Genomic DNA, 18,538 nt, shown 5'->3' with positions numbered 1-18,538 from the left:
GCTCGCCGGCCTCGCCCTCGGCGGGCTCGGCATCCGCACCGGCCTGTCGGAGACCGAGCAGTTCCGGGTGAAGCCCGAGGCGGTCGCCGGCGCGGAGACCCTCGGCACGGCGTTCCCCGCCGGTACGACCCAGCCGGTCGCCGTCCTGACCGCCCCGTCGGCGGCGCGAGCCGTCACCGACGTCGCCGCCGGCGTCCCCGGCGTCGCCGCCGCCCGCCCCGGCGAGGCGGGCGCCACCGTCGCCCAGGTCGACGTGGTGCTGGAGGCGGAGCCGGGCTCCGTCGCCGCCGACCGGGCGATCGAGGCGCTGCGCGACGCGGTCGCCGCGGTCCCCGGCTCCGCCCCGCCCGCGCTCGACGGCGCGGACGCCTTCACCGGGGCCGTCGTGGGCGGCTCGGTCGCCGAGACCTACGACACCGTGGAGGCCAACGCGAAGGACCTCCGGCTCATCCTGCCGATCATCCTGCTGCTCGTCGGCGCCGTCCTGGTCCTGCTGCTGCGCGGGCTGATCGCGCCGCTGCTGCTCGTGCTCACCGTCATCGCGTCGTTCTTCGCCAGCCTCGGCGCGGCGTGGCTGCTCTTCGACCACGTCCTCGGGTTCCCGGCGCTGGACAGCGGGGTCCTGCTGCTCGCCTTCGTGTTCCTCGTGGCCCTCGGCGTGGACTACAACATCTTCCTCGTCACCCGGGCCCGCGAGGACGCCCGCACGGCCGGCACCCGCGACGGCATGCTCTGCGCGCTGCGGGTCACCGGCGGGGTCATCACGAGCGCGGGCATCCTGCTCGCCGCGGTCTTCGCCGTCCTGGGCGTGCTGCCGCTGATCACGCTGACCCAGATCGGGATCATCGTCTGCATCGGTGTGCTGCTCGACACCCTGCTCGTGCGGACGGTCCTCGTGCCGGCGCTGGCGTTCGTGCTCGGCGACCGGTTCTGGTGGCCGGGCCGGATCGCCCACGAGCCGGCCGGGCACACCCCGGTCGAGCGGGAGCCGGTCAGCGCCCGGGACTGACCGGCGTCGCGACGACGACGGGGGCCGTGGCGGTGCCGCCACGGCCCCCGTTTCCGCGTCGTCGGTAGCCCGGCAGACGCACCGCGGGTTGGGCACCGTGACCGGCTCACCCTCCCGTGCCACCGGGGTGGCCGTGGTTGTCGGCGGCGATGACCGCGGGGAGTGGTCGGCGCGGTCCCCGACTCAGGCGTCGACGCTCGTCCCGGCCGGCTCGGCGCTGCTCGCGTGCTCGCCGAGCGCCCGGTCCCGGGTGGCCCAGGCGACCATGAACACCGCCGTCCACGCCACCCCGAGCAGCACCGACGTCGCGGTGCCGCTCGCGGTGCTCAGCCCCAGGTAGAGACGGGCGCCGACGATGCCGACGGTGCCGGCCACCGCGGCGGTCCACGCCGCCACCGCCACCGGCCAGCGCGCTCCCCGCGACAGCAGCCACGCGAGGGTGCACAGGCTCGCCGTCACCACGGCGTTCTGTGTCGGGAACAACACACCGTCGCGACCGTCCGGTCCGGCCGCCGCCGGCCCGGCCAGGTCGGCCACAACGGCGAGCACCACCAGCGGCACGAACGCGCCGACCGTGCCGACCACGCTGAGCAGGTCCGCCCGCCAGGGCCGGTGCCGCCAGGCCAGCCCTGCGGCGACCACCGCCACCACCACGATCAGGAACGAGCCGCGCAGCACCGAGACCACCGCGAGCGTGGCGTCCACCGCCCCCGGGGTACGCCGGTCGGCGAACCAGTCGGCGATCGCGCCGTCGATCACCCCCAGACCGCTGTGCCGGACCACCGCCCCCAGCACCCAGGCGATGGCGAACCCGGCGGCGAAGAGCAGCAGCAGCCCGGCGACCAGGTTGAGCAGCAGCGTCCAGCCCGGCCCGATGCGCAGGGCGAGCAGGAGGAACAACACCCCGTACCGGGCGCTGAGCCAGCGCACCGGGGGCAGCCCGGCGGCCCGGGACAGCAGCGCCCGGGCCGGGTCCGGGTTCCGTCCCAGCCACCGGCCGACCAGCACCACCGCGACCAGCGCGGCCAGCAGCACCAGCACCGCGCCGGTGGCCCGGCCGAGCAGCCGGGAGACCGTCTCGTACGACTCGCCGGCCAGGTAGCCGGCCAGCACGGAGGCACCCACCCAGGTCACCGCCCCGGCCAGGTTCCACGGCGCGAACCGCCGGTACGGCATCCCCGCCGCCCCGGCCAGCCGGGGCACCAGGGTGCGGGCGAAGGCCACCCACCGGGCGGTGAGCACACCCCGGCCGCCGAGCCGGCCCAGCATCGCGTCCGCCCGGCTCCACCGCTGCGGGCCGACCCGCGCGCCCAGCCGGCCGGCGCGCAGCCGGGGCCCGTACCGGCGGCCGGAGCGGAACGCCAGTGTGTCGCCGATCACTGCTGCAACGACCATCACCAGCAGCGCCGGGGCGAGCCTCAGCGTCCCCGCGTACGCTAGGAAGCCGACCAGCAGCAGGGTCGCCTCACCCGGCACCAGCAGACCGAAGATCACGGCGGTCTCCCCCGCGACGATCATCGCGGCGATCACATAGATCAGCAGGGACGGCAGGCCCTGCAGCGAGGTCAGCAGGTCATGCATCCGGCCCCCATGAACACGGGGGTCAGCATGCCAGCCGCTGGAACGGTCGGAACAGCAGTTTCGGCAGAGATCCGGGCCAACTGGGGGGAGACCCCGACATGTGCCCCGGCAACCGTAGACAGGAGTATGGAGGGTATGCAGCTTCGCACCGACCTCCGCAACGTCGCTATCATCGCCCACGTCGACCACGGCAAGACGACCCTGGTCGACGCCATGTTGCGGCAGGCCGGCGCCTATGGCGCCCGCGGCGAGACGACCGAGCGGGTGATGGACTCGGGGGACCTCGAGCGGGAAAAGGGCATCACCATCCTGGCCAAGAACACCGGCGTGCGGTACATGCCGGCGGACGGCTCCGACGCGGTCACCATCAACATCATCGACACCCCGGGTCACGCCGACTTCGGCGGCGAGGTGGAACGCGGCCTCACCATGGTCGACGGCGTGGTCCTGCTGGTCGACGCCAGTGAGGGTCCGCTGCCGCAGACCCGCTTCGTGCTCCGCAAGGCGCTCAAGGCCCGCATGCCGATCATCCTCGTGATCAACAAGGTGGACCGCCCCGACGCCCGGATCAAGGAGGTCGTGGACGACACCTACGAGCTCTTCCTCGACCTGGACGCCGACGAGGAGCAGATCGACTTCCCGATCGTCTACGCCTGTGCCCGCGACGGCATCGCCTCGCTGACCCAGCCGGCCGACGGCTCGGTGCCCGACGACAGCAGCTCCCTGGAGCCGCTGTTCCGCACCCTGCTCGACACCATCCCGGCCCCCGCGTACGAGGACGGCGCGCCGTTGCAGGCGCACGTCACCAACCTCGACGCCTCGCCGTTCCTGGGCCGGCTGGCGCTGTGCCGAATCCGGCAGGGCACCATCCGCAAGGGCGAGACCGTGGCCTGGTGCCGCACCGACGGCAGCACCCAGCGGGTGCGCATCTCCGAGCTGCTGATGACCGAGGGCCTGGAGCGCAAGCCGGCCGACTCGGCGGGCCCGGGCGACATCATCGCGGTCGCCGGCATCCCGGAGATCATGATCGGTGAGACCCTCGCCGACCCGGAGAACCCGCAGGCGCTGCCGCTGATCACCGTCGACGAGCCCGCGATCTCGATGACCATCGGCACCAACACCTCGCCGCTGGTCGGCCGGGTCAAGGGCGCCAAGGTCACCGCCCGGATGGTCAAGGACCGGCTCGACAAGGAGCTCGTCGGCAACGTGTCGCTGCGGGTGCTGCCGACCGAGCGTCCCGACGCGTGGGAGGTGCAGGGCCGCGGCGAGCTGGCGCTGGCCATCCTGGTCGAGCAGATGCGGCGGGAGAACTACGAGCTGACCGTCGGCAAGCCGCAGGTGGTCACCAAGGAGGTCGACGGCAAGCTCTGCGAGCCCGTCGAGCGGCTGACCATCGACGCTCCCGAGGAGTACCTGGGCGCGATCACCCAGCTCCTCGCGACCCGCAAGGGCCGGATGGAGCAGCTGGTCAACCACGGCACCGGGTGGATCCGGATGGAGTGGCTGGTGCCGGCGCGTGGCCTCATCGGCTTCCGCACCGAGTTCCTCACCGACACCCGGGGCACCGGCATCCTGCACCACGTGTTCGAGTCCTACGAGCCGTGGTTCGGCGAGCTGCGGACCCGCAACAACGGCTCGCTGGTCGCCGACCGGGCCGGCGTCGTTACCCCGTTCGCGATGATCAACCTGCAGGAGCGCGGCCAGCTCTTCGTCGAGCCGACCACCGAGGTGTACGAGGGCATGATCGTCGGGGAGAACTCCCGCTCCGACGACATGGACGTCAACATCACCAAGGAGAAGAAGCTCACCAACATGCGGGCCTCGACCTCGGACGAGACCGAGAAGTTGATCCCGCCGCGCAAGCTCTCCCTGGAGCAGGCGCTGGAGTTCTGCCGCGAGGACGAGTGCGTCGAGGTCACCCCGGTCGCCGTCCGGATCCGCAAGGTGGTGCTCGACCAGGCGCTGCGCGGCCGGGCCGCCGCCCGCCGCAAGCACGCCGGCTGACCCACCCGCACCACCCCGGAGCCCGGACCGCCCCACGCGGTCCGGGCTCCACCCTTTCTGCCCCACCCCCGCCCTTCCCCCGCCCCCCCGCCCCGCCGGGTTGATCATGAGGTTGGCGGGGGCTGGAGCGATCGAAAAGCCGGTCAGCCTCATGATCAACCCGGCGGGGCGGGTGGGAGGGGGCCGGGCGTCGGGCGGGGCGCGGACCTCGTGGGCGAGGCGGTGGGCGATCGGCTACGGTCACCGGCATGATCTGGGATGATCTCGACGCGCGCCTGGACAAGGTGCCCGGCACCGTCTCCGCGTACGTGGGGCGGCTCGGCGCCGGCCCCACCTGGACCCGGCATCCGGACGCCACCCACTACGCGGCGAGCACGATGAAGGCCGCGGTGCTCGTCGCGCTGTACCGGGCCGCCGAGGCGGGCACCCTCGACCTGGACACCCCGGTCCCGGTGCGCAACGAGTTCGACTCCGCGCAGCCCGGCGCGCCGCGGTTCTCCTGCGCCCGGCACTACGACAACGACGACGCCGTCTGGGAGCGGGTCGGCGGCGACGCACCGCTGCGCTGGCTCGCCGACCGGATGATCGTCCGCTCCAGCAACCTGGCCACCAACCTGGTCATCGGCCGCGTCGGCCTGCCCGGCGTGGCGCAGGCCTGGGCGCTGGCCGGCGCCCGGCACAGCGTGACCGGCCGGGGCATCGAGGACTTCGCCGCCCGCGAGGCGGGCATCACGAACCTGGTCACCGCCGCCGACCTGGCCGCCCTGCTCGGCGCGCTGGCCGCCGGCGTGCACGCCCCCGGCCCGCTCGCCTCGCCGGCCGGCTGCGCCGCCATGCTCGACGTGCTCTTCGCGCAGGAACACCGCGAGGATCTCGCCGCCGGGCTCCCCGAGGGCACCCGCATCGCGCACAAGAACGGCTGGGTACGCGGCGTGCGGCACGGCGCCGGGGTGGTCTTCCCCGATGACGCGCCCCCGTACGCGGTCGTGGTCTGCACCACCACCGACCTCGCCGACGGCGGCCCCACCGGCGAGGAGATCGAGGACGACGCCTGCCGGTTGATCGCGAACATCTCCACGGCCGTGTGGCAGGCCCGACGGGAGCTGTGAACCCGCTCGCGGCTCAGGCGGGGGCGCCCAGCCCGACGCGAGCGGTGAAACCCCGATGGCGGCTCACGCGCGGGCGGCCAGCGCGGCGCGGAACCAGTCGACGGTGTCGGCCAGCGCGTCCGGCAGCGGGGTGGGCCGCCGGCCGAACCGGGTCTCGAAGGCAGCCGAGTCCATGATCTGCGGTTCCTGGTACTGGTAGAACAGCTCGGCGTACTCGCGCATGAAGCCGTCGTCGAACGGCCCCCACGCCCGCGGGGATTCCAGGACGTCGACGGCCAACGGACGGCCCACCAGGCGCTCGACGATCCGGTGCACCTCGCGGGTGGTGGGGGCCGGCGCGGTGGGCAGGTGCCAGATCCGGCCGGCGGCCTCCGGGTGCGCGCCGAGCAGCGCCAGAGCGGCCGCGACGTCCGGGACGTAGCTGTAGCTGTGCGGCAGGTCGATGTCGCCCAGCGCCAGCGCCGTGCTCCCGGTGAGGGCGGCCGGGAAGACGGTGCCACCGAGGCTGGAGTTGAACACCCGGGGGCCGAAGAAGTCCGCCGAGCGGCCCATCACCACCGGCAGCCGACCCTCCCGGTGCGCGGCGAGGTACCGGGCGTCCAGGTCGGCGCGCATTCGACCCTTGCGGCTGACCGCCCGCCAGGGGGTCTCCTCGGTCATCACGACGCCCCCGGTCGGCCCGTACGGGTAGAGCGTGTCGAGCACGACGAGCCGGGCGCCGGTCGCGGCGACCGCGGTCAGGACCGCCTCCTGCATGCGCGGCATGATCTCGACCTGCCGCTCGTAGGGGACGTTGGCGCAGTGGTAGACGACGGTGGCGCCCTGCATCGCGGCGGCGGCCCGGCCGGCGTCGGTGAGGTCGGCGGCGACGCCCTCGGCGCCCGTCACGGCGGCTTGCCCGCTGCGGCTGACCGTGCGGACCAGATGGCCGAGGCCGAGCAGGTGCTCGGCGAGGGCGGTGCCGGCGGGTCCGGTCCCGAGGACGACGTGCAGCTGCTGAGCCATCTCAACTCCTTGGGTTACGGCTACTTACGTTGGTTATAGCCTCTAACCAAAGTTAGGATGTGTCAACAGTGCCGCGGGTCACGCGGCCGAGCGTCGGGAGGGCAACCGTGCCGAGCAGCGACCAGGGCCCGCGCGGGCGTTACCGCGCCCAGGTCCGCGGGGAGATCAAGCGGGCGGCCCTGCAACAGGTCGCCTCCGGCGGGGCCGCCGCCGTCGCCCTGAACGGAATCGCGAAGCGGCTCGGGGTATCCGGCCCGGCCCTCTACAAGTACTTCGGCAGCCGCGACGAACTGCTCACCGAGCTGATCATCGACGGGTACGCGGACCTCGCCGACGTCGTCGCGCAGGCCGCCGAGGCGTCGGCCGGACGCCCCGCCCGCGCCCGGCTGCACGCCCTCGCGGCCGCGTTCCGCGGCTGGGCCGTCGCCCACCCGCAGAGCTACCTGCTGCTCACCGGCCCACCCAGCCCCACCTACCAGGCCCCGCCGGAGACCGTCGACCGGGCCAGGGCGGTGCTCGGGCCGTTCCTCGCGGCCCTCGCCGAGGGGCGGCCCGGCCCGGGAGCCCCCGCGCTACGAAAGCAGCTCGCCCGCTGGTCCGACACCGCGCCGGAGGTGGCCGCCTGGGTCGACGCGTTCGCCCCCGACGCCGACGCCGACGCCGGCGCCGCGCTGGCCGGCGCGGTCACCGTCTGGGCGCGGCTGCACGGCGTGATCGGCCTGGAGGCGGTCGGCCACTTCGCCGGCATGGGCTTCGCCCCGGCGACCCTGCTCGACGCCGAGATCGACGCGCTCGCCGACGCGTACGGCCTGCCCTGAGCCCGCCGCCGCACCGACCCGGCCGCCGCGCCGATCAGTCCAGCAGGTGCGTCCGCAGCGCGGCGACGATCTCGTCGGTGATCCCGAGCCCGTCCCGCAGGTACGCCCCGAACGAACCGTGCACCCGGCGGACCTCCGCGTACGCGGCGTCCAGGTACTCCGCGCGCACCTCCAGCACCGGCCGCACCGCGTCGACGTCCAGCCCCGGCTGCCGCTGCCGCAGCGCCTCCAGGATCACCTCGCGCAGGCTCTCCGTCAGCCGGTTGTTCGCCAGGTAGTCCGCCCGGATGGTGACCTCGTCCACGCCCAGCGCGCTGAGCAGCACCACCGTCAGCCAACCGGTGCGGTCCTTGCCGGCCGAGCAGTGGTAGACCAGCGGCAGGTTCTCCGGGGCCGCCGCCAGCCGGACCGCCGCGGAGAAGCCCGCCCGGGCCGACTCGCCGGTCACGAACCAGCGGTAGATCGCGGCCATCGCCGCGGGCGTGCCCTGCCGGGCCAGCTCCGCGTACGCGCCCAGGTCGTGGCCGAGCAGCATCGCGGAGACGTAGGTGAAGACCGGGTGCGCGGCGTCGTGCACCGGCAGGTGCACCACCCGCGGCTCACCGGGCAGCCGGTCCGGCGGCGCGACCGCCATCTCCGAGTCGTCCCGCAGGTCGACCACGCACGCCGGGCCGAGCTTGGCCAGCACCGGCAGGTCCTCGTCGATGAGCCGGCCCAGCGCCGGGGTGCGCAGCAGCACGCCCGGACGCACCCGCCGACCGTCGGCGCCCACCATCCCGCCGAGATCCCGCGCGTTCGGCGCGCCCACCAGTTGCCAGTCTCGCCCGGTCATCCGGCCTCCCCTGTGCCTGCCCGTGTCCGTATAGGGTGCCGCACATGACGATCGCCGCGGTACGCACCCACCGGCTTTCCGCCCCCTTACACACCCCGTTCGTCACCGCCCTGCGCCGCACCACCACCGTGGAAACCCTGCTCGTCGAGGTGGTCGACCGCGACGGCCGGTCCGGCTTCGGCGAGGCGCCGCAGGTGTGGCAGGTGACCGGCGCGTCGGTGGCCGGTTCGGAGTCGTGCGTCCGCGAGCTGCTCGGTCCGATGCTGACCGGCCGGGACCCCGACGAGCTGGTGGCGCGCTGCACCGAGGTGCAGCGGGCGGTGGCCGGCAACGAGGCCGCCAAGGCCGCCGTGGACGTGGCGTTGCACGACCTGGCCGCGCGGCGGCTCGGCGTACCGCTGGTGCGGCTGCTCGGCGGCGCGACCCTGCGGGTCCCGACGGACGTCACCCTCGCCGCCGGCGACGCGGTGGACCTGGCGGCGGCGGCCCGGCAGCGGCAGGCGGAGGGCTTCGGGGTGCTCAAGCTGAAGGTGGGCACCGACGCCGCCGGCGACCTGGACCGGGTCCGCGCCGTGCGCGCCGCCGTCGGCACCGGGATGCGGATCCGGCTCGACGCCAACCAGGGCTGGACCCCGCGCGAGGCGGTCCGGGTGATCCGCGGTATCGCCGACGCCGGGCTCGACGTGGAACTGGTCGAGCAGCCGGTCCCCCGGTGGGACCTGGACGGGCTCGCCTGGGTCAGCGACCGGGTGGACGTGCCGATCCTCGCCGACGAATCGGTCTTCGGCGTCCGGGACCTGGTCGAGGTGATCCGCCGGCGGGCGGCCGACATGGTCAACGTCAAGCTCGCCAAGTGCGGCGGGCTGCACCCCGCCCGGACCCTGCTCGACCTGGCCGCCGCGCACGACATGGGCACCGTCATCGGATCGATGATGGAGAGCCAGGTGGGCATCGGCGCCGCCGCCAGCCTGGCCGCCGCGTACCGCACCACCGCGGTCCCCGACCTGGACGCCGCCTGGTGGCTGGCCTGGTCGCCGGTGCGCGGCGGCATCCGCTACGACGGCGCCACCGTCGTGCTGCCCGACTCACCCGGCCTCGGCGTCACCGCCGTCGCTGAAGCAAAGGTGCAGCCACGTGGTTGAGGACTGTCGGAAACTTTCATAGGGTCGCGGGGGTAGGCGACGCGAGCTGGGGGTGGGCGTGGAACTGCAACCGGGCCGGGAGGCCGTCGTCCGGGTCGCCGTCGCGACCCTCTGGACCTCCCCCGAGGCGGTACGCCCCATCGACCGCCCCGCCCTCGCCGCGCGCGCCGACATCGCGGCCTGGATCTCCGGGATGGACACCGACCAGCAGGTCGGCGACTGCGTGCTGAGCCAGCTGCTGCTCGGCGAGCGGGTGCTCGTCACCGAGCTGCGCCCCGACGGCTGGGCGCACGTGGTGGCCCTCGAGCAGCCGGCCGCGAAGCTCGACCCGCGCGGCTACCCCGGCTGGCTCCCCGCCGACCAGCTCGCCCCGGCCACCGACGTGACCGACACCGACCCGCTCGTGGTCGACGCCACGGTCACCGCCCTGCACGCCGCGCCCGGCGGCGACGTGATGGTGCCCGGCCTCGTCCTCGGCACCCGGCTGACCCCGGCCGGGCCGGCGGTCGACGGCTGGCGTCCGGTGCACGCCCCCGGGCACGCCGACCCGCTCTGGGTGCCCGCCGGGCACGCGGTGCCGGTGCCGACCACACCCCCGTCGGCCGGCGAGGTCCTCGCCGTCGCCCGGCGGCTGCTCGACGTCGTCTACGTCTGGGGCGGGGTGACCGCGCACGGCATCGACTGCTCCGGCCTGGTGCACCTGGCCTGGCGGCGGCTCGGCGTGGTGCTGCCGCGCGACGCCGACGACCAGGCCCGGGCGACCACCCCGGTGCCGCTGGGCGCGGAACGCCCCGGCGACCTCTACTTCTTCGCCCGGCCCGGACGGAAGATCCACCACATCGGCGTCGTCACCGCCGAGCCGCGCCCCGACGACGACCGGCGGATGCTGCACGCCTGCTACCGGCAACGCCGGGTGCTGGAGGAGCAGCTGCCCGCGGAACGCACCGCAACCCTGGTCGGCGTGCACCGGGTCTGACCCGTACGACACGAGGAGCGCTCCCGGCCGGGAGCGCCCCTCGTTCGCGTCGCGTACGCCTCAGCGGCGGGCTTCGGCCAGCTCGCGGCGCCGGTCGCGGGACGACTTGATCAGGCTGGCCGCGGTGGCCACCGCCAGGGTCCCGAGGATGATCAGCAGCGAGAGCCAGATCGGGATGTGCGGGGCCCACGACACGTGCTCACCGCCGTTGATGAACGGCAGGTTGTTGTCGGCCAGGGCCTCCAGCACCAGCTTGACGCCGATGAAGCCGAGCACCACGGCCAGTCCGTAGCTGAGGTAGATCAGCCGGTCCAGCAGGCCGCCGAGCAGGAAGTAGAGCTGCCGCAGCCCCATCAGCGCGAAGACGTTGGCGGTGAAGACCAGGTACGGCTCCTGGGTGATGCCGAAGATCGCCGGGATCGAGTCGAGCGCGAAGATCAGGTCGGTGGTGCCGATGGCGATCATCACGATCAGCATCGGGGTGAAGAGCCGCTTGCCGGCCTGGTGCGTGGTCAGCTTCGCGCCGTCGTAGTCCTTGGAGATCGGCAGCGCCTTGCGGCTCCACCGGATCAGCATGTTCTCGGTGAACTCGTCCTCGTCCGGCTCACCCTGGCGGGCCAGGTTGATCGCGGTGTAGATCAGGAACGCGCCGAAGATGTAGAAGACCCAGGAGAACTGGGAGATCAGCGCCGCGCCGGCCGCGATGAAGCCGCCCCGCATGACCAGCGCCAGCACGATGCCGACGAGCAGCACCTTCTGCTGGTACTGCCGGGGCACCCCGAACCGCGCCATGATGATCACGAAGACGAAGAGGTTGTCGACCGAGAGGCTGTACTCGGTCAACCAGCCGGTGTAGAACTGCCCCGCCGCGCTAGCGCCGGAGGCGACCCAGACGCCGGCGCCGAAGATGAGGGCCAGGGCGACGTAGAAGCCGACCCAGAGGCTCGACTCGCGCACGCTGGGCTCGTGCGGGCGCCGACCGATGATCAGCAGGTCCACGAGCAGGATCGCGGTCAGTGCGACGAGCGTCCCCGCCCAGACCAGTCCGGACACGTCCAAGGTTCATTCCTCCGGCAGACACGCAACGACGGGCACACCGTACGCCCTCACCGGGCGCGGTGTGCCGACGACGCTGAACTGTGGTGACTGTCGGAGGTCTCTTCCGCCACCGTCCCGAAGGACGGTGACCGACGGAGCCGGGTCGCCCACCGGTGGGCCGGCGCTCGACCGTGCTGACGACTCCGTCGCGGGGGAATACTCCCCTCCTCATCCGCCATTGTTGCCCACCGCACCCAGTGACCGCACGTCGGGCTCGCGGTGTCTTCCCCCACCCCTGCACCCGCGGAGATCGCCAACCGGGACCCGCGGGTGCCGACGCCCACCACCGCTACGGCTTCCTAGGAGGCTAGCTGACCGATCGCCGGGGTCAGGGCGGTGCGGCGAGCGGGTCGGTGAGCGACCAGCCGGCGGCCAGGAGCGCGTCGCAGGCCGCCACCGCGCGGGCCAGCCGCCGATCGTGCGGGCCGGTGAGTTCCACCACCGGAACTCCGCATCCGGCCAGCTCCGCCCGGAACCGGTCGGTCATCCACGCCCGCAGGTGCTCCCCGTCGCGCAGGCCGTCGTCGTCGAAGGGCACCCCGACGTGGTCGGTCAGCAGATAGAGCGCCGGGCGCCGGGCCGCCGCCCGCACCCGCGCCGAGGTAGCGCCGAGGTAGCGCTCCTCCCAGACCGCGGTGGCCCGGGCGTCGGTGTCGCAGAACAGCAGCGCAGCGGAGTCCCGGGCGGCGGCGTCCTCCGCCGCCTGCTGCTCGCGGACCACCTCGACGAAGTCGTCCCGGTCCCAGGTGACGTCGAAGACGCTCGCCTCCGGCGTCCGCTCGCGCAACCGGGCCAGCTTCCGGGCGGTCAACTCCCGCCCGTACTCCGGGACCCAGCGGGTGCGGTAGTGGGCGGCGAGGGCGGCGGCCATCGTGGTGGTGCCGGTGGACTCCGCGCCGACGACGACCACCCGCCGGACGAACCACGCCCGCACCGGCGGCGCGAGCCGGTCCCAGTGACCCGCCGGGTCCGCGCGCACGGAGGTGCCGGAGACCGGCACCCTCCGCCGTTCGAGATCCACACACACGGGTACGGCGTCGAAGCGCCGGGCCAACTCCTCGCCGTACGCCTCGGAGGAGAAGACCGCGTCGACCCGGTCCCCGCCGATCGCCTCGCGGAACACCGCGCAGTGCAGGTCCCACACGTCCGCGTCGGCGTAGTCCACCGGATGGTCGTCGTAGCGACCGACGAAGCGGACCCAGGGGGTGCCCGCGTGCACCTCGCGCAGCCACCGCAGCCGCAGGTCGAGCGGGATCGACTCCCGGCGGGACGGCGCCACCACCACGGTGACCGCCGCGCAGCGGGCGGCGGCGGCCTCGATCAGCGCATGGTGTCCCGCGTGCGGCGGGTAGAACTTGCCGACCACCAGCCCGTGCCGGAACCGCACCGCCCCGACCCGGCTCCCGTCCGGCGACGGCCGGGTGCCGGGCGCAGTCCGGCCGCCGACCGTGCTGCCGCCGGCCGTGGGTGGGGCGTCGTCGGTGTCCGCTCGCTGCGTCGGCCCGCCGGTCGGTGCGGCGCTCACGCGGGCACCGGCGCCGGACCGGGCGGCACCGGGGTCGGGGCGTCGCCGCGCCGCAGGTCCGCCCGCCACTCGCGCAGCCCGAGCACGCAGAGGCCGAGGAAGATCAGGTAGAGCGCCGAGGTGAGGTACAACCCCTTGTAGGCGTAGAGCGGGATGTAGATCAGGTCGGCGGCGATCCACAGCCACCAACTCTCCACCCGCTTGCGGGTCTGGCCGTACGTGGCCAGCAGGGAGAGCGCGGTGGTCAGCGCGTCGGGCAGCGGCACCGTGGAGTCGGTGGCCTGGTCCAGCAACGCCCAGAGCGCCCCGGTCAGGGCCACCCCGGCCACCGCCAGCGCCCACCACTCCCGAGGGCTGGTCCGGCCGACCGTCAGCCGGGTGCGCCGCCGGCCGCCGAAGAGCCACGCCCACCACCCGTAGAGGCCCAGGCCGACGTAGACGATCTGGAGGCCGGCGTCGGCGTACAGGCCGGCGGTCCAGAACAGCAGCATCAGCAGCAGCACGTTGGCGATGCCGACCGGCCAGTTCGCGATGCGTTGCCGGGCCACCAGCCACACGGTGAGCACCCCCGTGGCGAAGCCCAGCAGCTCCGCCCAGGTGGTGCCGGCGCCGGCCACGGTGAACGCCGTCCCGGTGAGCCAGTCGATCATGCGTCTCCCCTTTCCGCGCGCCCACCCTAGATCCGCTCACCCGTCGGGAACAGCCCCCCACGGCGGTAACCGGGCAGGGCGGCGTGAAAGGCTGCCGGCATGGTGCTTGAAGTCGCGCTCATCGACGTGATCCCCGGACACGAGGACGAATTCGCCGCGGCGTACGCGAAGGCGAAGGCGATCCTCACCGGCGCCGAGGGCTGCCGGTCGGTGCGGATGACCCGGGGGATCGAATCCGAGTCCCGGTTCGTGCTGCTGGTCGAGTGGGACTCGGTCGAGGCGCACGAGGAGCAGTTCCGGGCCACCGAGAGGTTCCAGCAGTGGCGGGCGTTGATCGGCGCGCACTTCGCCAACCCGCCGCGCGTCGAGCACTTCGTGGACGTACCGGCCTGAGGTTGTCGTACCCCCGCTCTACCGTGCGCCGTGCACGCGCCGGCCGCCGGTCCCGACGGGCTCGGGGGCGCCGGGCCCGGTGGCCGCGCGGCGAGGCACGCTCGCCCGCGGCCGGTCGACGGGGTGACCGACTCGGAGGGCGGTTGCCGCCGGCCGGCTCAGTCGCCGAGGCGTCGGGTCAACGCCGCGACCGTCTCCTGCGCCGGCAGGGCGACGTCCAGCAGCCAGTCGGTGAGCCGCTCGTAGCGGTCGACGTCGGTCGCGCTGACCAGGCGGACGTCGGTGGTCAGCGCCTCCAGCATCACGGTGCGCGGGTCCGCCGGGTCCGGGAACGAGTAGCAGGAGTACGGGGTGAACGGGTGCACCCCGCCCCGCGGCACGACGCCCCGGGGCAGCAGCCGGATCGTCACGTGCGGCAGGTTGGCCAGCTCGACCAGGTGCGCCAGCTGCTCCCGCCACACCTCGACCGGGATCTCGCCTGACTCGCACGCGGACTCGGCGAGCAGCGCGGTGTACCGGGGCGGGTCCGCCCGGTGGAGCACCTCGTGGCGCACCGACCGGGCGCGCACGTCGGCCTCCACGTCCACCGTGGGGTCCAGCAGCCGGCCGGCGGCGATCCGCAGCCGGGCGTACGCCGGGACCTGCAGCAGCCCCGGGACGACGGCGGGCTGCCAGTCGACGATGCTCGCCGCGCCCGCCTCCAGCTCGGCGTAGGTGCGCTGCCGCTCGCCCATCTCGCCCATCGCCTTCCACCAGCCCCGACTCGTCGCGGCGTCGCGGGCGATGACGATGAGGGCGTCGCGCTGCGACGGCGGCACCCGGTAGACGTCGAGCAGGTCGAGCACGTCGGCGAGGTCCGGCCGGCTCTGGCCGAGCTCGATGCGCGACAGCTTCGAGGTGGAGGCCCAGCCCAGCCGGTCGCAGACCTGCTCCAGCGTGAGCGCCTCGCGGCGGCGCAGCTGGCGCAGCTCGGCTCCGAGCCGCGCGCGTCGAATGACCGGACTCGTTGGCAACGGCATCCCTCCGCCTCCCCACCGAGGGAGAGTACGCAGGACGATCACCCAGCGCAATAGTCTGCTCGCGTACCGCAACCAGGCCCGGTCGCCCCCGTCCGTCGAGCGGACCCCGCCCGCGGCGAGTCAGGGTCGGTACGTGCCAAAGGACCACACGTTGCCGGCCAGGTCACGAGCGGTGTAGTCGCGTGAGCCGTAGTCGGTGTCGAGAGGTTCCCGGACGATCTCGGCGCCGGCGGCTCGGGCTCGGGCGCAGTGTGCGTCGACGTCCTCGACCGCCACGTAGACCTGGGCGTCGAAGGCGCCGGCCACGAACGAGTCCACCCCCCAGGCGCTGCGCTCGACGCTGCGCGGGTCGACCACGTCCAGCGGGGCGCCCCAGCCGAGGATGACCACCACGAAGGCGCCGGCCACCTCCCGGCGGACCAGCGGCAGCTCCGCCCGCTCGCGGTAGCCGACGTAGCGGTCCACGAACGGGCGCAGCCGGACGTCGGGCACGCCGAGGACCATCTCCCCCACCGGCGCGTCCGCCACGTCCACCTGCGACCACCCGTCCTCACACCACCCGCTCCGCCCCGCCGTGAGCCGCCGACGGGTGGCCGTGGCCGCGTACGTCGGTGGGTCAGGCCGGCGGCGTCGTGCCCGTCACTTGACCCCGGCGGCGTCCATGCCGCGCATCTCCTTCTTGAGGTCGGCGACCTCGTCCCGGATCCGGGCCGCCAGCTCGAACTGCAACTCCCGCGCCGCGGCCAGCATCTGGTCGTTGAGTTCCTGGATGAGCTGGGCCAGCTCGGCGCGGGCCATCCCCTCCCGCGCCGGCCCGGCGCCCCCGGCCCGGCTGCGGCTGCGGGTCTCCTTGACCGGCGCCTTGCCGCGGGAGAGCTGCCGCACCGCGCCGCCGACCCGCGAATTCTCGGTGTCCTCCGCCTCGCGGTAGATGTCGTCGAGGATGTCGTGGATCTTCTTGCGCAGCGGCTCCGGGCTGATCCCGTGCGCCTCGTTGTGCGCGATCTGCTTGGCCCGACGCCGGTCGGTCTCGTCGATCGCCGCCGCCATCGACGGAGTGATCTTGTCGGCGTACATGTGCACCTGGCCGGAGACGTTACGGGCGGCGCGGCCGATGGTCTGGATCAGCGACCGGCCGCTGCGCAGGAAGCCCTCCTTGTCGGCGTCGAGGATCGCCACCAGCGACACCTCGGGCAGGTCGAGACCCTCCCGGAGCAGGTTGATGCCGACCAGCACGTCGTAGTCACCCTTGCGCAGCTCGCGCAGCAGCTCCACCCGGCGCAGCGTGTCCACCTCGGAGTGCAGGTAGCGCACCCGGATGCCGTTCTCCAGGAGGTAGTCGGAGAGATCCTCGGCCATCTTCTTGGTCAGCGTGGTGACCAGCACCCGCTCGTCGCGCTCGGTGCGCAGCTTGATCTCGTGCATCAGGTCGTCGATCTGGCCCTTGGTCGGCTTGATCACGACCTGCGGGTCGACCAGCCCGGTGGGGCGGATCACCTGCTCGACGAACTCACCCTGGGCCTGCTCCAGCTCCCACGGGCCCGGGGTGGCGGAGAGGTAGACCATCTGGCCGACCCGCTCCAGGAACTCGTCGAAGCGCAGCGGGCGGTTGTCGGCGGCGCTGGGCAGCCGGAACCCGTGGTCGATCAGCATCCGCTTGCGGGAGGCGTCGCCCTCGTACATGCCGCCGATCTGCGGGATGGTCACGTGCGACTCGTCGACCACGGTGAGGAAGTCGTCGGGGAAGTAGTCGAGCAGGCAGTGCGGGGGGCTGCCGGGCAGCCGCCCGTCCATGTGCATGGAGTAGTTCTCGATGCCGGAGCAGAACCCGACCTGGCGCATCATCTCGATGTCGTAGGTGGTGCGCATCCGCAGCCGCTGGGCCTCCAGCAGCTTGCCCTGCCGCTCCAGCTCGGCCAGCCGCTCGGCCAGCTCGACCTCGATGTCGCGGATCGCCCGCTCCATCCGCTCCGGGCCGGCCGCGTAGTGGGTGGCCGGGAAGATCACCAGCTGGTCGACCTCCTTGACCACGTCGCCGGTGAGCGGGTTGAGGTAGTAGAGCTTCTCCACCTCGTCGCCGAAGAGCTCGATGCGGACCGCCAGCTCCTCGTACGCCGGGATGATCTCCAGCGTGTCGCCCCGGACCCGGAAGGTGCCCCGGTTGAAGGCCATGTCGTTGCGCGTGTACTGGATGTCGACCAGGCGGCGCAGCAGCTGGTCGCGGTCGAGCTCCTGCCCGACGGCGACCCGGACGGCGCGCTCGAGGTATTCCTCGGGGGTGCCCAGGCCGTAGATCGCCGAGACGGTGGCCACCACGATCACGTCGCGGCGGGTGAGCAGCGACATGGTCGCCGAGTGCCGCAGCCGCTCGACCTCCTCGTTGATCGAGGAGTCCTTCTCGATGTAGGTGTCGGTCTGCGGGATGTAGGCCTCGGGCTGGTAGTAGTCGTAGTAGGAGACGAAGTATTCGACCGCGTTGTGCGGCAGCAGCTCGCTGAACTCCTTGGCCAGCTGCGCGCAGAGGGTCTTGTTGGGGGCGAGCACCAACGTCGGGCGCTGCAACCGCTCGACCAGCCACGCGGTGGTGGCGCTCTTGCCGGTGCCGGTCGCGCCGAGCAGCACCGTGTTGCGGTCGCCGCGTCGGACCCGACGCTCCAGGTCGTCGATGGCCGCCGGTTGGTCGCCGGCCGGCTGGAAGTCGCTGACGACCTGGAAGCGGCCGTCGAGCCGGGGAATGTCGAGCGCCATGACATCAACGGTACGCCGGAGGTCCGACACTCCAGGCCGACTACCGTCGGTCCGTGATCGGCTTCGATATTCCCATTGTGTGGCCCATGTCACCGGGCTAGGCTCTCGATGTAGGCCGCTCGCGGCGGCCGACCGGGCAGGTGGCCAGGCCGCACAGCCGGCCCGCCCCCGGCACAGGGGTCGCAGCACCCGGCACGTCCGGCGTGCGCACCCGACGTGGTCGCGCTCGAGGCGCAGACCGGCCGCCGCGAGCGCCCCTGCTCGTCACCCCACGGCCGCGAGTTCCGTTCAACCACCGTGGAGACCTCCCCCGACCGGGCCGTCCGCCCCGACGCCGCGCCCGACCCCCAGAGCCGCGAGCGCCGCGACGACGGTCATCCCGGCACCGTCCCGCGGTTCGTGGTCGGCCGCCGCCGCACCACCCTCGTCGTGCTCGCCGTGGTGGCCGCGCTCTCCGCCGCCGCGCTCGTCGCCGCGCTGCTGAGCTGGGCGCCCGACCAGCCGGCACCACCGCGGGCGCTGACCGGTGAGGAGCGGGAGCGGCTGGCCGCGATGCGGGTCACCAACTACCGGGACCTGCGGGCCGGGGTGCACGTGACGGCGGGCGCCGGGGCGGCGCGCACCGAACT

At 73.5% G+C, this 18,538-nt stretch carries 16 protein-coding genes and 1 pseudogene; 8 read left to right on the top strand and 9 right to left on the bottom strand.

Features of this window, described 5'->3' with window-relative positions; translation table 11 throughout:
• Positions 1-1,009 (top strand): MMPL family transporter (locus NCC78_RS13250; protein ID WP_250794817.1); only part of this gene is annotated, 1,009 nt, incomplete at its 5' end.
• A 183-nt stretch (positions 1,010-1,192) separates the two neighbouring features.
• Here the strand turns inward: NCC78_RS13250 and NCC78_RS13245 are convergent.
• Positions 1,193-2,590, bottom strand: a complete 1,398-nt coding sequence (locus NCC78_RS13245) for a DedA family protein (RefSeq protein ID WP_250794816.1) — start codon at positions 2,588-2,590, stop codon at positions 1,193-1,195.
• 135 nt (positions 2,591-2,725) lie between these two features.
• Between NCC78_RS13245 and typA the strand changes: the two genes are divergently transcribed.
• Complete coding sequence (gene typA, locus NCC78_RS13240; protein ID WP_250794815.1) at positions 2,726-4,594, top strand: translational GTPase TypA; 1,869 nt, start codon at positions 2,726-2,728, stop codon at positions 4,592-4,594.
• A gap of 248 nt (positions 4,595-4,842) precedes the next feature.
• Positions 4,843-5,703, top strand: a complete 861-nt coding sequence (locus NCC78_RS13235) for a serine hydrolase (RefSeq protein ID WP_250794814.1) — start codon at positions 4,843-4,845, stop codon at positions 5,701-5,703.
• A gap of 63 nt (positions 5,704-5,766) precedes the next feature.
• On the opposite strand, the gene NCC78_RS13230 is transcribed toward NCC78_RS13235, so the two are convergent.
• Positions 5,767-6,708, bottom strand: coding sequence for an NAD-dependent epimerase/dehydratase family protein (locus NCC78_RS13230; RefSeq protein WP_250794813.1), 942 nt, complete (start codon positions 6,706-6,708; stop codon positions 5,767-5,769).
• A gap of 107 nt (positions 6,709-6,815) precedes the next feature.
• Between NCC78_RS13230 and NCC78_RS13225 the strand changes: the two genes are divergently transcribed.
• Complete coding sequence (locus tag NCC78_RS13225; RefSeq protein WP_250794812.1) at positions 6,816-7,526, top strand: TetR/AcrR family transcriptional regulator; 711 nt, start codon at positions 6,816-6,818, stop codon at positions 7,524-7,526.
• Between the two features lie 34 nt (positions 7,527-7,560).
• Here the strand turns inward: NCC78_RS13225 and NCC78_RS13220 are convergent, their stop codons facing one another.
• Positions 7,561-8,358, bottom strand: coding sequence for a tyrosine-protein phosphatase (locus NCC78_RS13220; protein ID WP_250794811.1), 798 nt, complete (start codon positions 8,356-8,358; stop codon positions 7,561-7,563).
• A 44-nt stretch (positions 8,359-8,402) separates the two neighbouring features.
• Here NCC78_RS13220 and NCC78_RS13215 point away from each other — a divergent pair, with 44 nt between their 5' ends.
• The gene (locus NCC78_RS13215; protein ID WP_250794810.1) at positions 8,403-9,500 is read left to right on the top strand and encodes a mandelate racemase/muconate lactonizing enzyme family protein; all 1,098 of its coding nucleotides are present in this window, start codon (positions 8,403-8,405) and stop codon (positions 9,498-9,500) included.
• A 58-nt stretch (positions 9,501-9,558) separates the two neighbouring features.
• The gene (locus NCC78_RS13210) at positions 9,559-10,476 is read left to right on the top strand and encodes a C40 family peptidase (protein ID WP_250794809.1); all 918 of its coding nucleotides are present in this window, start codon (positions 9,559-9,561) and stop codon (positions 10,474-10,476) included.
• A 60-nt stretch (positions 10,477-10,536) separates the two neighbouring features.
• Here the strand turns inward: NCC78_RS13210 and NCC78_RS13205 are convergent, their stop codons facing one another.
• The 3 genes from NCC78_RS13205 to pnuC all read right to left on the bottom strand — a co-directional run bounded on the left by NCC78_RS13205 (position 10,537) and on the right by pnuC (position 13,749).
• Positions 10,537-11,535 (bottom strand): TerC family protein, encoded by a 999-nt coding sequence (locus tag NCC78_RS13205; RefSeq protein WP_250794808.1) that lies wholly within the window; start codon positions 11,533-11,535, stop codon positions 10,537-10,539.
• Positions 11,536-11,902: 367 nt separating this feature from the next.
• A complete protein-coding gene (locus NCC78_RS13200; protein ID WP_250794807.1) occupies positions 11,903-13,099 on the bottom strand; it encodes an AAA family ATPase in 1,197 nt (398 codons plus the stop codon).
• Positions 13,096-13,749, bottom strand: coding sequence for a nicotinamide riboside transporter PnuC (gene pnuC, locus NCC78_RS13195; RefSeq protein ID WP_250794806.1), 654 nt, complete (start codon positions 13,747-13,749; stop codon positions 13,096-13,098). Before pnuC ends, NCC78_RS13200 begins: the two co-directional genes overlap by 4 nt.
• 99 nt (positions 13,750-13,848) lie before the next feature.
• Here pnuC and NCC78_RS13190 point away from each other — a divergent pair, with 99 nt between their 5' ends.
• Positions 13,849-14,142: an antibiotic biosynthesis monooxygenase family protein gene (locus tag NCC78_RS13190; protein ID WP_250794805.1), complete on the top strand. Its 294-nt coding sequence runs from the start codon at positions 13,849-13,851 to the stop codon at positions 14,140-14,142.
• 158 nt (positions 14,143-14,300) lie between these two features.
• On the opposite strand, the gene NCC78_RS13185 is transcribed toward NCC78_RS13190, so the two are convergent.
• The 3 genes from NCC78_RS13185 to uvrB all read right to left on the bottom strand — a co-directional run bounded on the left by NCC78_RS13185 (position 14,301) and on the right by uvrB (position 17,909).
• Positions 14,301-15,161: a helix-turn-helix domain-containing protein gene (locus NCC78_RS13185; RefSeq protein WP_250794804.1), complete on the bottom strand. Its 861-nt coding sequence runs from the start codon at positions 15,159-15,161 to the stop codon at positions 14,301-14,303.
• A gap of 120 nt (positions 15,162-15,281) precedes the next feature.
• The gene (locus NCC78_RS13180) at positions 15,282-15,695 is read right to left on the bottom strand and encodes a VOC family protein (protein WP_250794803.1); all 414 of its coding nucleotides are present in this window, start codon (positions 15,693-15,695) and stop codon (positions 15,282-15,284) included.
• A 105-nt stretch (positions 15,696-15,800) separates the two neighbouring features.
• Entirely contained in the window at positions 15,801-17,909 is a 2,109-nt protein-coding gene (gene uvrB / locus NCC78_RS13175) for an excinuclease ABC subunit UvrB (protein WP_250794802.1), read from the bottom strand.
• A gap of 297 nt (positions 17,910-18,206) precedes the next feature.
• Between uvrB and NCC78_RS13170 the strand changes: the two are divergent.
• Positions 18,207-18,538 (top strand): annotated as a pseudogene (locus NCC78_RS13170) (hypothetical protein); the annotation flags it as partial.

Origin of the sequence: Micromonospora phytophila (assembly GCF_023656545.1) — a bacterium.
Classification (GTDB): domain Bacteria; phylum Actinomycetota; class Actinomycetes; order Mycobacteriales; family Micromonosporaceae; genus Micromonospora; species Micromonospora phytophila.
Note: the sequence above shows the minus strand (reverse complement) of the source record. Positions and strands in the feature narration are given on the sequence as shown.